This is a genomic window from Prevotella koreensis, from assembly GCF_003977605.1.
GTDB lineage: Bacteria > Bacteroidota > Bacteroidia > Bacteroidales > Bacteroidaceae > Prevotella > Prevotella koreensis.
Genome location: NZ_RYYU01000001.1, coordinates 735,506 through 749,817, shown reverse-complemented (window position 1 = coordinate 749,817; position 14,312 = coordinate 735,506). Strand labels below are relative to the sequence as shown.

Here is a 14,312-nt window from a genome sequence, read left to right as displayed (position 1 = left end):
TTTTTTATAAATTAATTCTTATAGATTGCAAAGATAAAATAATTTAAAGACATTACAAAAAATATGTGAACAAATCAATCCTTGCGATGCCAAATTCTTTGTATTTTACGGCGTATGACAATGATATTAATCAATGAAACTATAAGTAACAGAGTCAGTCCTACAAATATAGAAGGTATCATTGAGGAGTCCGGAAGTTGCGGAAACAGAGTGTAAATTATGTCGATATAATACCTGCGTACAATAAAGAGCAATGCCATAGACATACCAAGGACTGCAACATTAAGCAAAAGAGTGAGCAGTTGATATGGCCTCGCCACTTGTGACGGGCTATAGCCTATCAACAATAGATTTTCAAGTTTAGAAGCATTCTTCTGTACTAAAAGGTAAATGCTCAACATAAGTATATAGAAACTCAGAATACTTATAAGCATACCGACTGCCATCACTATGGTTACAAGCAGACGTAGGAAAGAGGCTGTTTTCTCTGTATTAAGGTCACCTTTATCAAGTTCCAATCCATGACTTTCAAGATAAGAAGTAATCTTGTTGTCAGTAGGATTATCTACTTCAAAGATAAGACGCGTGGGAGATTGTTTTGAGGAGGAAGAATAAATTCCGTTACTCCACTCCATGAATGACTGCGGCACGAGTATTGTATTGAGTTTATTTGAAAAACCTATCACTCTTCCTCTCAACTCTTTAGACTTATCGTTTCCACGTATGAAAAGTTTCACATCTATCATACTTGCCAAGCCCTCGCTAATCTTTGGCAGTTGTCTGCTTTGTGCAAAACCGAAGTTGTACATATTTATATACGACCGGGGCATTATGATAGGCACAACATCTCCATCTCCCGAGTATTTCCAATCGTTCAATGGAACATCAATGAAATCATCGGGTATGCTTTCAATGAATATTTCAGACGAAAGAATAGTCTGCCCGGATATTCCCATAGAGGCATTTACAAGGAAATCGGCAGAGGTGAACGAACCGAGTTTCTTAACAAACGGCTGATTCGACAAGTCGTCTATTTCCGAACCGTTGAATGTGTTTGAGTTCCCTGTAAGTGTGGTTGCGTTTCCTATCTGCTTGCTTACGACCATATAGTCAGACTTCATAAACGTATCTTTCGCAGTGAAGATAGGAATCACATCGTTATAGAACTGATAGCCCATCAGAACGATAAACATACCGAAAAGATTTGCGAAGAAAAAGCCAGCCAACTGTGCCACACTTATATGTTGGCGGAGTAATTTCCAAACTAAATACATATAATTTATAAGTTTAATTTTAATCAACTATCTTATAAGTTGATGATATGGTCGTATGGCATCTCTATATGCTTTCCTATACTTGTTATAATAACGCCTGCTCCCTGTCGCTTTGCTTCTTCCATCATTATTTCTCCCATAATTTGAGAATTACTATCGTCAAGATGACTGATTGGCTCATCAACAATAATAAAGTCGAAAGGCTGTACCAAGGCACGTACCATTGCAACACGCTGCTGTTGACCGAATGACATAAATCTAATTTTCACATCGAGTTTTTCGGAAATCCCCAACCGTTCGAACCATTGTTCTATATCCTTTCTCGACTTGAAGCCCGTGAGATGATTTTTTATCTCTATATTCTCAAATGCCGTCAGTTCAGGAAACAGGCGCAACTCCTGAAACATATAACTGAGATTGTTTTTCCTGACATTTGTCCATCTTGAAACAGTAAAGGTTCTGACATCTGTACCATCAAACATTATGCTTCCCGTATAATCTTTACGAAAACCGAGCATGTAACTACAGAATGTGCTTTTACCCTTACCGCTATCCGCTTCCAGAAGGTATGTCTTGCCTTTTACAAACTCCACTTCATGATTCCATATTTCACTTTGCATACCAGCATTACCGGCAAAGACATCAGGTAATACTTTTTTAAATACTATTGTGTTCACAGACTTTCTTTATTTCCTTTACTCCTTAATATATAATATCTTTGATGTTCCTCCAAACAATGATTTGGTTATATTGCCAACTGTCTCGTTGCCGATGTTGTCAATATTAATCAACATTGCAAATTTTGTCCCTTCAATCTTGGTAGCAATATCTTTAGATAAAGCCTTTGATGCAGACGGAGTTCCAGATTTTGGGGGATTAATATGACGTAACGATGAAACAAAAAGATTATTCGCATTGACGGCAAAAGAATATCTAATATCACCATCGGTATAGACATAGGAATCCTTACCAACATCAGTAATCCTTGCCCCGGCAGGACAAGAAGATTTCCAATAGCCGACATCTGCAAGGAAATCTTTCTTTCCAAGACAAGCAATAAAGTCAATATCACCTTCGGTATCAAATAACGAGAACGCCATATCACCACTTACACTCCGCAATATATTGTCCATGTCAATAGCGGTGTTTGCACCTGCAAGCAGTACTTGCATTTCTTTGTTTTGCTGCATTATCTTTAATAGTTGCTCTCCTTCGACATTCATAAACATATTGCCTACACAATCAGGTGACAACTTGTCAAATAATTCTTTTGTAATAGGACGCAATACTTTGTCATTCTCCTGCAACTTGGTGTTAATCTTAGCATTAAAAGACATTGTTTCGCCACGTATCACCATAATTTCATCTTCTTTATTCATCGTTGCAGAGAGTATTATTTGTGAAGCATCAGATTCCTTGGGGGCACAGATAGCGAACGGTAAGGCTATTTTCTCCGGCAAAGCCAATAAATTTAAGACAAACGAAATTGGAGCATCAAGCGAATCAAGCTTTTGGAACAGTCGCGCCCCTCTTGCTCCTTCCTCTTCCGTTTGTCGGAACATTTTCTGTATTTTTTGCTTTGTTGCGTCACGTTGCATTGCAGAAACCGGACCTATCACAATCATTGCATCATCAGAATATCCGGCAATCCAAGAATCACCGATTGTCACAAATCTATTGCCAAGATGCTCCTCAGGAACAGTACACTTTCCTGACGATGATAATTCTGATAACCATTCTGTTATTCTACCGGCATTTTCAACACGTGCAACAAGCCCCAATGTTCCGTCAGGAATCTCAAAAATATAAATCTTTGATAAAAAATCGACACCACATTCCTCTGTATTATCAACACCAAGAATGTTTTTGATGGCATTGTCTATTCCCATTTGTCCCGAAGAGGAAAGTTGCTGTGCGTCAACAGAAACGATTGCAACACTCTCCCGAGGTATCACATTAAGATATTCCTTTTCAGAACAGGACATTAGCAACATTATTAATGTTGCCAACACGATTCGTGACAATACCTTTATCATCAGACAATCACATTTAAATATAAAAAGTTTACTTATATTATACGACGAGACAAATGAACCATCATCGCAGCAGAAAGTGCAGCAGTTTCCGTTCGTAAACGACAAGGACCAAGTGACACAGGAACAAAACCATGTTCCATTGCCAGTTTCACCTCATCAATAGAGAAATCTCCTTCAGGTCCAATCATTACCGTAACATCTGCATCGTCGTTACCGACCGGTTGCTGTAACTCATTGAAAAGGTCTTTACTTACAATCTCCTCATAACAATGTGCTATGTATTTTTTTCCTTTCAATGGCTGAGTCACAAAACTCTTGAATGACATCATTTGGTTTACGATTGGCTTCCAAGCTTTTCTACTCTGCTTAACCGCAGAAACAACAATTTTTTCAAGTCTAACGGTTCTAAGCATACGACGTTCTGAGAATTGACAATTAAGAAACCCAAACTCGTCTATACCAATCTCTGTGGCTTTCTCGACAAACCACTCTACCCTATCCATCATCTTTGTCGGTGCTACCGCAATGCACACATGCCCATTCCATACCGGATTCTGCGGAATACATTCCACAACTTCATAAAGACATCTTTTGGTGGCGGCAAGCGTTACAACGGCTCTATAGAAACAACCATTTCCGTCCATCAGAAACATCTCATCGCCACTCTTCAATCTAAGCACCCGAAGAGCATGCATCGCCTCCTCGTCGGGAAGTTCATTGGTAGTACCCGCATCGGGAACAAAGAAAAATCTTGCTTCTTTCATAGGTTGATAATTTAATTTTCCGAACCGGACATACGCTTCTTACGCTCTTCATTAAGTAACGATGCCTGTTCATAATTCTCTTCTTTTATGGCGCGCTCTATTGCTTTATCAATCATCTCAAGACTCATAGTGTTTATCGGGAGTGGAATTTTCATTTCTCTTGAAAGTTCACGGTAAACAACAGATTGGCGCATCATAAGTTGCTCATCAATGAATAGCGGAACATCGTTTGCAACAGACAAAAGAACCGCGTCGGATACACGTATAGGTATCATCTCTTGCGTATCGGAAATTACTAACATCGAATCATATTGCCCGTCAGAAATATCGCTTATTAACAAGTGAAAACGCAAATCCTTTTGTCTGGAAATGATGTTATAAAGAACTTCGGGAAGCATGCGTTGTGTGATAGGCAACTTCTTGACACGCATATCCAACTGCACAGCCAAGTCACGACTGCACACTATTGAAATCTGTCGTTCGCGTTGCTCATCGGCAAGTAGCATGAGAGCGAGGTCATCAGTTCCCACAATCTCGGAAACACTTACAAACCGAAGCCTTATCATTTTATACATTCTGTGCTTTTTTCTTCTTGTCGGGGTGGAATATCAATGCAAATGCAATTGCCACAACAAGTGCATAACCAGAGAAAATAAACCAGCACGATTCCCAATCACCTACGAGGAAACCATTTTCCCACTTACATAAACTGTTAACAACCTCTCCTGCCACAAGCGTTCCAACTGTAGCCCCCAATCCATTAGTCATAAGCATGAACAGTCCTTGAGCCGAGGCTTTCATAGAAGAGTCACACTCTTTATCGACGAACATGGCACCGGAAACATTAAAGAAATCGAAAGCCACACCATAAACAACGCATGATAAAATAAACAAGATAACACCCGGCATTGCAGGATTACCAAGACCAAAGAATCCGAAGCGAATAACCCATGCAAACATCGCTATCAGCATAACAATCTTAATACCATAACGACGTAGGAAAAAAGGTATCATCAGAATACATAAAGCCTCGCTTACCTGAGAAATAGAGGTAAGAAGAGTTGCATTATTTGCAGCAAACGAAGAGGCTATCAAAGCATCCGTACTTCCCTTAAAACTTGTGATGAAAGGTCCGGCATAACCGTTTGTAACCTGTAACGACATACCAAGCAGGGAAGAGAAAATGAAAAACAATGCCATCTTCTTTGTCTTGAACAATTTGAAAGCATTAAGTCCGAGAGTTTCAGACAAAGACTGACTGGCTTTCTTCTCTATCTTACACTGAGGCAGTGTGAAGCAATAAAAGAAAAGCACGAGGCTCAATACACCGGAAACAAAGAACTGCATATAAGTGTATTGGAATTTATTTGCATTATCCGCAAGTGTGAAAGAAAACACTCCATCTTCCCATACAGCACAGTTAACAAACCACATGGTTATGATAAAGCCTATCGTACCAAGAACTCTTATTGGCGGGAAATCTTTCACTGTATCAAATCCGTTATTCTTAAGTATTGTAAATGCAGCAGTATTAGACAATGCCAAAGTTGGCATATAGAAAGCAACACTTAACGTATACATTATAATGAACATGCTCTTGTTTGGCAATTCATTACCTACCCCTGCCGAAAAGCCCATATACCAACAGGAAAGCATTGCTGCCCCGGCTATGAAATGACAGATTCCCAACAAACGTTGTGGTTGTATATATTTATCTGCAACAATACCCATTATCGTTGGCATAAAGATAGATACGATACCTTGTAATGCATAAAACCAAGAGATTTGCTCTCCAAGACCTGCCGAACCAAGATAATTTCCCATACATGTGAGATATGCGCCCCATACGGCAAACTCAAGGAAATTCATCAATGACAGGCGAAATTTCAAGTTCATATTATTAAGAATTTAAGTTTTTAATTTTGTCCGCAAAGGTAATGCAAAAAAAAATATAATCAAAATAAAAACGATGGAATTTATTAAGGCACGCATAAAGCAAAAAGCAAACAAACTGCTCAGTAGGAAAAGGTGAGAATTATGCATATATTTTTGTTATTCCGAATAAAATGAAACTCTTATACTTTACCTCTCTAAGAATAGTTCTGAATTATTGGTGTCCGCTAAAAGTTGAAAAATAGAGGCTTAATGGACATTCGGAAGGCTGTGTTTTTTCTCGGAAAAGTGCATTTTAATTAAATTTATAATCTGATTTCTTGTATTTCAACCGATTTATGGTAAATTTGCAAGCGGAAAGTATGAAGAAGAAAATAACATTCATAATGAACCCGATTTCAGGCACTGTAAGCAAAGCCAGATTGCCTGAACTCATAGAACGAACCATCGACAAAGACAAGTTTCAGTATGACATTGTCTTTACCGAGCGAGCCGGACATGCCACAGAACTTGCGGCAAATGCTGCAAATAATGGCATCGACATCGTCGTTGCGGTGGGAGGAGACGGAACTGTGAATGAGATTGGAAGGGCATTGGTACACACTGACACAGCAATGGCCATTATGCCATGCGGTTCGGGAAACGGATTGGCAAGGCATCTGATGCTACCCATGAATCTTAAGAAATCCATAGAGACCATAAACCAATGCATTATACACGACCTCGATTACGGAGTGATAAATGATATTCCGTTTTTCTGCACATGCGGAATGGGATTTGACGCTTTTGTAAGCATGAAATTTGCCGAGGCCGGCAGACGAGGGCCGATAACATACGCAGAGAACGTGCTGCGCGAAGGACTGAGATACGAGCCTGAAACATACGTAATTACAGACGAGGAAGGAACAAAACAAAGGAAGGCTTTTCTCATATCGTGCGCCAACGCATCACAATATGGCAACAACGCATACATCGCACCACAGGCATCTATGAGCGACGGACTGCTTGATGTGATAATAATGGAGCCTTTCGATGTATTCGATGCACCACAGATAAGCATTGACCTGTTTGCAAAAACAATAGGGAACAACAGCAAAATAAAGATGCTCAAAGCGAGCAAACTTATTATCAAAAGGAAGAACGAGGGATATATACATTTCGACGGTGATCCGATAATGACAGGAAAGGAAATCAATATACACGTTGAGCACAAGGGAATAAAAATTGTGGTGAACCCGAATGCCGACAAGTCGAAACGCAAACCGACGAGAGTTGTAAATGCCATAAGCGAGGCTTTCAACACCTTGCGAGATGACATAAACAGCAACCGCCGCTCGATACTTGCACTGAACAAAAAGCTTCTGCGCAGGCTTAACAACCTATAAAAACCCTACTTATCCTCCACCACAACATTTTCAGACAATCAATAGGCCATATAATGGAAACCAAATTGGGCGAGATTGCTTACCAATTTCGCCCAATTTGGTAAGCAATCTCGCCCAATTTACATTGCATTTTTTTGCTCAACGGTAATAGTTTTCAAAATATTCATTGTTTAATACAAATCGTTCATCAGAGTCCTTAACTGATTTTGTTCGATTGTTGAGCAAATGTGCTGTCGTTTTATCTAAGGCGTAGCGGACTAAGTCTAGATGTAATGACAGTGCAGATGTTGGCAATCGGACTAAAGCAGGCGTGAAAAATGTAGGCAATAGCAAATCCAAGCAAATGCGTTATAATGAACCGATTGGGGGTTAAGTTTCCTTAAATTCTCACTAAACTCTTGATGTAGAAATTCTGATTTAGGCTTTTCAGAAGAAAATTGATAACGTCAGTTTGAGATTTCTAACGATGACTGTTGCGGTTATTATCAGTCTCTTCTGCCATGATGAGTTCTACATTCAACTGTTCGATGAAAGAGAGTTTGATGTCGTCGTTGGACGCTGCAGGTTTGTACCATGCCTGACGGCCAAAATATTCCTGAAGATCTTTTGATTTGAAACGATAGCCGTGGCTTGCAAGAATCTCATTACGCATGATACGTAGGACAGATTTATCCATCTTTGCCAACATTCTGTCGTTTAGCAGAGTGCCACTTGCAAAACCGAAACGGCGCATCTTGGAATCAGACTTTCGGAACTCCAATTTAGTGCCTTTGCGTTCGCGTACCCAGCAGTTGAATTCTTTGTCAAAGTAAAGACGATAAAGTATAAATCCATCAAGTGTATAAACAACTTCCCATGTACCTGCAAGTCGGTTGGCGTTACCCTTGACAAAGGGGATGGTTATATAACCCAACACAATTCCGTTGAATGTCACGACATCATAAGATACAAGTTTAAGATTGACATTTATCTGATTCCAACTGATGTCTAACTTCAAGCCATCGCCAGAACTATTCACCTGATAATATTCACCTATCAGTTGATTCTTGAACTTAGCCACGCTAATCTTACTGGAATCCCATTCAGAGCCATGCGACATTACCGCTTTCAACAGGTTCTTCTTATTATAGAAGCAAAGAACATCCCAACCTTCCTTTTTATGATGACGTACTATAGCAATGCCCTTATACTCATTGACATAGCCGTTACTACCATTGGCTACAGTGTAACAATCCTTCTTGCCTGCCACGGGCACAAGCACGAACTCGTGCTCCTCGCCTTCATCCATCGCATACATCACCACTCTGCCGCCAGGCATGCTCTTGGCAGAATAGGTGATACGTCCGTTATACCAGTAGCCACTCTCTGAAATCTGTGCCTGTACGACATGAAATGAGCACAAGAACAGAAGAATAATTATAGATACAGATTTTTTCATTATTAGTTAGTAATTATGGTTATGTTTCGTTATCTTTAACTTTGTCTTGAGAGATTCTGGTATATTGACAATAGTCTCATTATTGACAATTTGACTATTCATATGGAGGTGGCAGTCTGTAGTAATTAATAAACTCGAGGACCAAAGATTTTTGTTCCGATACGCACCATCGTGGCACGACATTCCACAGCAATATCATAGTCGTGACTCATTCCCCACGAACGTTCACAGAAACTATCATCATCAGAGAAATATTCGGCCTTTATCTCATCAAAGAAGTCTGCCGCCATAAGCATCTCACGCCTTATGACATTGGCATCATCTACATTGCTTGCCATCATCATCAGTCCGCAAATAGCAACATTCTTCATGTCGCGCCACTCGCCTGCGGCAAGCATCTCACGACAGGCATCAAGCGAAAAACCATACTTCGTTTCCTCCTCGGCAATGTGAAGTTCGAGAAGAACCTTTATTATGCGGTCGTTCTTCTGTGCCTGCTTGTTTATTTCCTTAAGCAGTTTAAACGAGTCAACGGCATCAATCATTGATATGTAAGGCGCGATGTATTTCACCTTATTGGTTTGCAGATGACCGATGAAATGCCACTCTATGTCCTTTGGCAGTGCTTCCACCTTCTGCCTTATCTCCTGCTCATGGCTCTCACCGAACAGACGATGTCCTTCGGCGTATGCCTCCTCTATGTATTCAGCAGGATGATACTTGCTGACGGCAACGAGTTTAACATTTGCAGGCAATGCAGCCTTTACTTTTTTCAGATTTTCCTTGACATTATAATTCATGATTCCTTAAATTCTTCTATCTCCTTATCCTCTTTGTTCTCGGCTACGGTATATTCAAAGACATCCATGATGAGAGTTTCCGTCAGACCGACAACAACATAATCTACCATCGTGGTGCCCATCACAGCCTCTATATTCTTCAGAGCCGATTGCAACGATGAACCTTGCACGAGGTAGTTAACGGCCGTGCGCTTCTCCTTTCCGCTCTTTTCATCGAGGGTAATGAAGTTTAGTTTGGCTCTAAACCATCTGTCATCACTCGGAGCATCACTGAAGAATATCTCATCGTATGGTGTAGGTCTTATAGAAATAACATTGAACTCGCCACTTATATAAGTCGCCATCTCCTCCGTTATACGTTGCTCTGCTTCAGTGAAACTCAGCGCATCCATAACGTACAGTTCATTCACAAACTTCTGTTGTCCGTCTTCCATCACTTTTTCAAAACGGACTTTCGTCTCAAACCATTTGGTCGTTCTACTTCTCATATTATTTATTTAATCGTTAATTCCATGTTTCGGACTACAAAATTAATCAATAATCCACATCGAGCCAAATATATATTGCCTTAATTTTAAACAATCGGAATCTGCCCAACGTAAAAATACACTTAATATTTCATAAAACACAAACTTATCACTTGTTTTTCAAAACTAAATATGTAAATTTGCATTATAATTAACAGCACTGTTAAACAACATAATTAAACGATGTCTAAGAACGATAACAAAGAACAAGATATACTTCATGCAGCAGAAAAGTTGTTCGCAGAGAAAGGTTTCAAAGGCGCAACCACAACACTGATTGCTGCCGAAGCGGGAGTAACTCATGCTATGCTTCACTACTATTATAGGACGAAAGACCAGATATTTCTAAAGGTATTCGATACCTATATGGAAGAGGTAAGACATGAGTTGAAAGTTATCATGGAGCCGGATTTATATGATACTGAACAAATAAGGAAGGTAACAGAAATATGTTTTGATTTCATCAACTCACACAGAGGTCAGATAAATCTGTTTTTTGAAGTCTTAAAAGAAAGACCAGACCTGCTGGAAGAATATGTATCAGATTTCGGACGATATATTGACTCAGCGATGAAAGCACATCAGGAGAGAACAGATATAGCAGTCAAGAATGGAAAGATCAGCAACATATCATTTGTTGACTTAATTCTGGATATTATTTGTGTATGTACTTCTCCATTCTTTTTTAGTCCAATAGTGGACAAAGTAATAGGAATGAATGCAGAGCATAAGAAGAGTTTTATGGAATCACGTAAGCGGGAGGCTGTCGAACTGATAGCAAGCAGATTAGTAAAGAAACAATAATATAATAATTAGAACAAATATGGGAAACAAGAAGAAGTATTGGGGTAAGACCATTGCCTCGTTTGTCTTTGTACTATTCACAATGCCACTCGGACATGCCATGATGAGAATAATGGAGGAGACTATGTCGAGTACCGCAGTGAATATCAGTGCAGTAATTATGGGCTTTGTCGGTTTAACTATGACCATAATAGGTGTATTTGTAAAAGGCGATACCAATAGAACTATCTGGGGTTTGTTTGGTGCACTATTTTTCTGGACAGGTTGGGTAGAGTTCATGTTTGGTTATTTCGCTGCCCGATTTGGCGTTCATTATGATCTTGTAGGTTCCGGTTTTGTGCAAACAACTACCGAGTATGTAAACGGCATCGGAGTAAATCACGAGATGTTGATTAACGGAATAAATATAAATGACATCCCCGCAAACGAATTAAGGGCTATGCGAGGATCTCGACCAGAATATCTTATCTTACCGGCTTCATTCGGATTCTTTATTATGTTTGCGATTCTTTACATCTTCGGTTCCAAAACCGGATGTCATGCAATGAATTGGCTTCAAAAAGTATTTTTCGGTGGTAAGCGTAATGAAATAGTACCCCATAATATGAGCCGCCATACATCTATTACTACTTTTATGGAATTCAATCTTATTAATTGGGCATGCTACCTTTTCCTTATGTTTGTATATGACCCCGTATTCCTTGGTGACAGCCATCCTGTTACCATCGCATGTGCAGTAGGTTGTGTTATTGGTGCAGTCTTCATGTTCCGTTATCAATTAGGAATATACGCCTGGGGCGCAAACATAAGAATGTCAATTGCTACGGTTATAGTATTCTGGAGTGCTGTAGAAGTATTTGCAAGAAATGGAATGTTTACTGAGATATGGGTAGAACCGCTACATTATGTACCACAGATGATTAGCATTTTGGTGGTATTTATATTAGTAGGTTTAGGAGTGATTTACAAATCAAGAAGCAAGAGAAGAAGCAATTGATGGTAAGAAAGAAATGGTTGATAGTGGCTAATGGTCTTTTATGGATGGCCGCAGGAATGAACATTGTCAATATAGGTATAAAATCTATAATGGCAGCACATTCTCTTGTGTGGCTTCTGTCTATACCCGTATTTGCTATTTTCGCCAGTATGTTTATCAAAATCATCTCCAAGAATATCAATAGAATAGTATCCATGCAAGGAGAAAAAGCCAAGTTGTATAAATTCCTGACACCGAAAGGATATATGATAATCGCTTTTATGATGACTTTGGGAATAACACTCCGCGAATTGGGTAAAATACCCGAGTCATTCTTCGCATATTTCTATACCGGATTAGGCATAGCATTGTTTTTTTCAGGACTATGGTCATTTATAATTCTTATTTCGCGGAAACTGTACTGATATTCAGAGGGTATAATAAGTCATTCCTTTAAAAGCCCATCTCTCTGAAAAGTTAGATTTGGATAACTTTTCAGAGAAATTGGCTTTTAAAAGAGGCAACTATATACAAACATTTATTACGTCTTCTTTTATAATTGTCTGGCCTTCATATTCAATACTCCAAAAAGGAATTTTTTTTTCATTGGTAAAGTCCTTCATTCGCCAAGCACTCTCAAAACCACTCACCACAAAGTGCATCGGTATGAATAACCCCACCTTGAATTGTTCAATGAACTGCCTGGCTCCACGAGTATAACCATTGCCTATACGACCGTCAACAGGAAACATTACAACATCAAAAGAGTCTGCAATCTTTCTGATGTCTTTCAACTCACCAAGGTATTGTTTTTCTTCCTTGATAGGCTCAATCACACCAAATTCTTCGCTGAATATGGTTCCTCCATCATAATCATCTGTCAGGAAACGGGCATACCAATTATTAAGATCTCCGGCATGGAAAATCCGTTTGCCGTCAATCTCTATTATCCAAGAAACACCACTGTCATTGCTTCCTGTAGCATATACTGTTACTATTTCATCGTTCCACTTACCACCCTTGGCCATCCATACGTCTGCATTTTCTTTCTCTGCACGTTTATGTTTCAGAATATCTTTTGAAAGGATGAAGGTATAATCGTTTAAAGGATAATCATCATACCAAGTAAAAATCTCTTTGGTAAAATGATCCTCGTGGAAATGACTTACAAATACATATACCGATTTGTTGCCTGAAAGAATCTGCGGAATAACCCCTGCCGGATCCATAAAATAATCGAAGATAAGTACGCATCTGTCTGTCTCTATGGAAAAGCCGCTATGGAATATATACGTCAGTTTCATTTCGATAATCCTTTATGAACAATCTCGCAGAGTCTATCCTCTCTGATAATTTTTGGTGCAGCCTTACCTGCCAACACAAGCACTTTCTTGCCATTGCGGTAAATATGCAACTGACGTGAGCGTACAACAGCCGTCAATTCATTATCATCCTGCATAACTGTCCATATATGATGGTACACTCCATCCTCTTCAAACAGTTTTTTCTGCAAGAATGAGCACATATTGGTTGTATCAATGGTCATCATACTTTCTTTATTTCACCCAAAACACGTAGTCATCCTTACGAGGTTTCTGAGGTTTGATACCATCAGAATCTGCATAACCTATTATACAGTTTCCAATTCCCTCGTATTCCTCATTTACACCGAGTTCGCCAAGAATCTGCTTACCTTCCTCTGTCTCGAAAGTTTCTTTCGCACGATGAATCCAGCAAGAACCAAGTCCAAGACTATTGGCCGCAATCATCATATTTTCCATCACAAGTGAACCATCATAAATACGTGTTCCTATTTCTTTCTTTGCCAAGACCACCAGTACAACAGGTGCACCATAGAAAGGGTCACTATGTCCACTACTGGTAGTGAGATTCTTTCCCTTGACAATCTCCAAATTTATACGACTCAATCGGTCACGCATCTCTTTATTGGTTACAGCAAGAATGATGGAAGCCTGCTTGTTCATACCTGAAGGGGCATAAGTTCCAGCCTTAACCACCTGTTCTACCAACTCCATTGGAACAGGCTTATCCAAATATTTCTTCACACTTCTGCGAGTGATAATATCATTTATCGTCTGATTCATACCTTATTTATTTATGAAACCAATATTGTTTCCCATTCTTATTTGCAAAATTAAACATCCTTATTATAATATACAATAACTTATTTCACTTTTTTCAATGCAATTATATATTTATACCCGAATCGAGACAAAAAGTCCAAAAAATAACTTTTATAGATTGATTGAGGTGTTATAGTTAATGACTTTATAATCATCAAGAAAGCAATTTGGGCGGAATTACAAAACAAAATGGGCGAATTTGCTCAGCAATTTGGGCGAATTTGTTATGCAAAACAGGCGAAATTGCGAAGAGTTAAGGAGCCGTTGGGAA

General features: G+C 39.2%; 16 protein-coding genes. 4 read left to right on the top strand and 12 right to left on the bottom strand.

Annotated features, from left to right (window positions below; all coding sequences use genetic code 11):
- Positions 1 to 74: 74 nt before the first annotated feature.
- From EHV08_RS03280 to EHV08_RS03255, 6 genes are read right to left on the bottom strand one after another with little or no spacing between them, the layout of a single operon-like run.
- Complete coding sequence (locus EHV08_RS03280) at positions 75 to 1,274, bottom strand: cell division FtsX domain-containing protein (RefSeq protein WP_126677948.1); 1,200 nt, start codon at positions 1,272 to 1,274, stop codon at positions 75 to 77.
- A 32-nt stretch (positions 1,275 to 1,306) separates the two neighbouring features.
- Complete coding sequence (locus EHV08_RS03275; RefSeq protein WP_126677946.1) at positions 1,307 to 1,951, bottom strand: ATP-binding cassette domain-containing protein; 645 nt, start codon at positions 1,949 to 1,951, stop codon at positions 1,307 to 1,309.
- Between the two features lie 18 nt (positions 1,952 to 1,969).
- Positions 1,970 to 3,310 (bottom strand): DUF4836 family protein, encoded by a 1,341-nt coding sequence (locus EHV08_RS03270; RefSeq protein ID WP_126677945.1) that lies wholly within the window; start codon positions 3,308 to 3,310, stop codon positions 1,970 to 1,972.
- Positions 3,311 to 3,342: 32 nt separating this feature from the next.
- Positions 3,343 to 4,074, bottom strand: coding sequence for a 16S rRNA (uracil(1498)-N(3))-methyltransferase (locus EHV08_RS03265; RefSeq protein WP_126677943.1), 732 nt, complete (start codon positions 4,072 to 4,074; stop codon positions 3,343 to 3,345).
- 11 nt (positions 4,075 to 4,085) lie between these two features.
- The gene (locus EHV08_RS03260; RefSeq protein ID WP_126677941.1) at positions 4,086 to 4,649 is read right to left on the bottom strand and encodes a bifunctional nuclease domain-containing protein; all 564 of its coding nucleotides are present in this window, start codon (positions 4,647 to 4,649) and stop codon (positions 4,086 to 4,088) included.
- Positions 4,642 to 5,970: an MFS transporter gene (locus EHV08_RS03255; RefSeq protein ID WP_126677939.1), complete on the bottom strand. Its 1,329-nt coding sequence runs from the start codon at positions 5,968 to 5,970 to the stop codon at positions 4,642 to 4,644. The genes EHV08_RS03260 and EHV08_RS03255 overlap by 8 nt, the downstream gene beginning before the upstream one ends.
- 359 nt (positions 5,971 to 6,329) lie before the next feature.
- On the opposite strand from EHV08_RS03255, the gene EHV08_RS03250 reads away from it, so the two are divergent.
- The gene (locus EHV08_RS03250) at positions 6,330 to 7,352 is read left to right on the top strand and encodes a diacylglycerol/lipid kinase family protein (protein WP_126677937.1); all 1,023 of its coding nucleotides are present in this window, start codon (positions 6,330 to 6,332) and stop codon (positions 7,350 to 7,352) included.
- Between the two features lie 460 nt (positions 7,353 to 7,812).
- Here the strand turns inward: EHV08_RS03250 and EHV08_RS03245 are convergent, their stop codons facing one another.
- The 3 genes from EHV08_RS03245 to EHV08_RS03235 form a co-directional block, all read right to left on the bottom strand.
- Positions 7,813 to 8,790, bottom strand: a complete 978-nt coding sequence (locus EHV08_RS03245) for a YARHG domain-containing protein (protein WP_126677935.1) — start codon at positions 8,788 to 8,790, stop codon at positions 7,813 to 7,815.
- Positions 8,791 to 8,915: 125 nt separating this feature from the next.
- Complete coding sequence (locus tag EHV08_RS03240) at positions 8,916 to 9,590, bottom strand: YggS family pyridoxal phosphate-dependent enzyme (protein WP_126677933.1); 675 nt, start codon at positions 9,588 to 9,590, stop codon at positions 8,916 to 8,918.
- Positions 9,587 to 10,078 (bottom strand): DUF4494 domain-containing protein, encoded by a 492-nt coding sequence (locus EHV08_RS03235; protein WP_126677931.1) that lies wholly within the window; start codon positions 10,076 to 10,078, stop codon positions 9,587 to 9,589. The genes EHV08_RS03240 and EHV08_RS03235 overlap by 4 nt, the downstream gene beginning before the upstream one ends.
- 222 nt (positions 10,079 to 10,300) lie before the next feature.
- Here EHV08_RS03235 and EHV08_RS03230 point away from each other — a divergent pair, with 222 nt between their 5' ends.
- The 3 genes from EHV08_RS03230 to EHV08_RS03220 are packed head-to-tail and all read left to right on the top strand — an operon-like array spanning position 10,301 to position 12,322.
- Positions 10,301 to 10,921, top strand: a complete 621-nt coding sequence (locus tag EHV08_RS03230; RefSeq protein WP_126677929.1) for a TetR/AcrR family transcriptional regulator — start codon at positions 10,301 to 10,303, stop codon at positions 10,919 to 10,921.
- A 19-nt stretch (positions 10,922 to 10,940) separates the two neighbouring features.
- Positions 10,941 to 11,918 carry a hypothetical protein gene (locus tag EHV08_RS03225; protein WP_126677928.1) on the top strand — a complete coding sequence of 326 codons (978 nt, stop codon included), beginning with the start codon at positions 10,941 to 10,943 and terminating at the stop codon, positions 11,916 to 11,918.
- On the top strand, positions 11,918 to 12,322 hold the full coding sequence (locus tag EHV08_RS03220; protein WP_126677927.1) for a hypothetical protein: 405 nt from the start codon (positions 11,918 to 11,920) through the stop codon (positions 12,320 to 12,322). Before EHV08_RS03225 ends, EHV08_RS03220 begins: the two co-directional genes overlap by 1 nt.
- A 99-nt stretch (positions 12,323 to 12,421) precedes the next feature.
- On the opposite strand, the gene EHV08_RS03215 is transcribed toward EHV08_RS03220, so the two are convergent.
- Genes EHV08_RS03215 through EHV08_RS03205 form a run of 3 tightly spaced genes read right to left on the bottom strand, consistent with a single transcriptional unit; the run spans position 12,422 to position 14,002 of the window.
- Positions 12,422 to 13,201: an MBL fold metallo-hydrolase gene (locus EHV08_RS03215; RefSeq protein WP_126677926.1), complete on the bottom strand. Its 780-nt coding sequence runs from the start codon at positions 13,199 to 13,201 to the stop codon at positions 12,422 to 12,424.
- Positions 13,198 to 13,443, bottom strand: coding sequence for a hypothetical protein (locus tag EHV08_RS03210; protein WP_126679401.1), 246 nt, complete (start codon positions 13,441 to 13,443; stop codon positions 13,198 to 13,200). Before EHV08_RS03210 ends, EHV08_RS03215 begins: the two co-directional genes overlap by 4 nt.
- Before the next feature lie 10 nt (positions 13,444 to 13,453).
- Positions 13,454 to 14,002 carry a nitroreductase gene (locus EHV08_RS03205; protein ID WP_126677925.1) on the bottom strand — a complete coding sequence of 183 codons (549 nt, stop codon included), beginning with the start codon at positions 14,000 to 14,002 and terminating at the stop codon, positions 13,454 to 13,456.
- Positions 14,003 to 14,312: the final 310 nt, after the last annotated feature.

Coding starts and splice junctions, on each gene's coding strand:
- EHV08_RS03280 (WP_126677948.1), bottom strand. CDS start 1,274: ATGTATTTAGTTTGGAAATTACTCCGCCAACATATAAGTGTGGCACAG.
- EHV08_RS03270 (WP_126677945.1), bottom strand. CDS start 3,310: ATGATAAAGGTATTGTCACGAATCGTGTTGGCAACATTAATAATGTTG.
- EHV08_RS03265 (WP_126677943.1), bottom strand. CDS start 4,074: ATGAAAGAAGCAAGATTTTTCTTTGTTCCCGATGCGGGTACTACCAAT.
- EHV08_RS03260 (WP_126677941.1), bottom strand. CDS start 4,649: ATGTATAAAATGATAAGGCTTCGGTTTGTAAGTGTTTCCGAGATTGTG.
- EHV08_RS03255 (WP_126677939.1), bottom strand. CDS start 5,970: ATGAACTTGAAATTTCGCCTGTCATTGATGAATTTCCTTGAGTTTGCC.
- EHV08_RS03250 (WP_126677937.1), top strand. CDS start 6,330: ATGAAGAAGAAAATAACATTCATAATGAACCCGATTTCAGGCACTGTA.
- EHV08_RS03245 (WP_126677935.1), bottom strand. CDS start 8,790: ATGAAAAAATCTGTATCTATAATTATTCTTCTGTTCTTGTGCTCATTT.
- EHV08_RS03240 (WP_126677933.1), bottom strand. CDS start 9,590: ATGAATTATAATGTCAAGGAAAATCTGAAAAAAGTAAAGGCTGCATTG.
- EHV08_RS03235 (WP_126677931.1), bottom strand. CDS start 10,078: ATGAGAAGTAGAACGACCAAATGGTTTGAGACGAAAGTCCGTTTTGAA.
- EHV08_RS03230 (WP_126677929.1), top strand. CDS start 10,301: ATGTCTAAGAACGATAACAAAGAACAAGATATACTTCATGCAGCAGAA.
- EHV08_RS03225 (WP_126677928.1), top strand. CDS start 10,941: ATGGGAAACAAGAAGAAGTATTGGGGTAAGACCATTGCCTCGTTTGTC.
- EHV08_RS03220 (WP_126677927.1), top strand. CDS start 11,918: ATGGTAAGAAAGAAATGGTTGATAGTGGCTAATGGTCTTTTATGGATG.
- EHV08_RS03215 (WP_126677926.1), bottom strand. CDS start 13,201: ATGAAACTGACGTATATATTCCATAGCGGCTTTTCCATAGAGACAGAC.
- EHV08_RS03210 (WP_126679401.1), bottom strand. CDS start 13,443: ATGACCATTGATACAACCAATATGTGCTCATTCTTGCAGAAAAAACTG.
- EHV08_RS03205 (WP_126677925.1), bottom strand. CDS start 14,002: ATGAATCAGACGATAAATGATATTATCACTCGCAGAAGTGTGAAGAAA.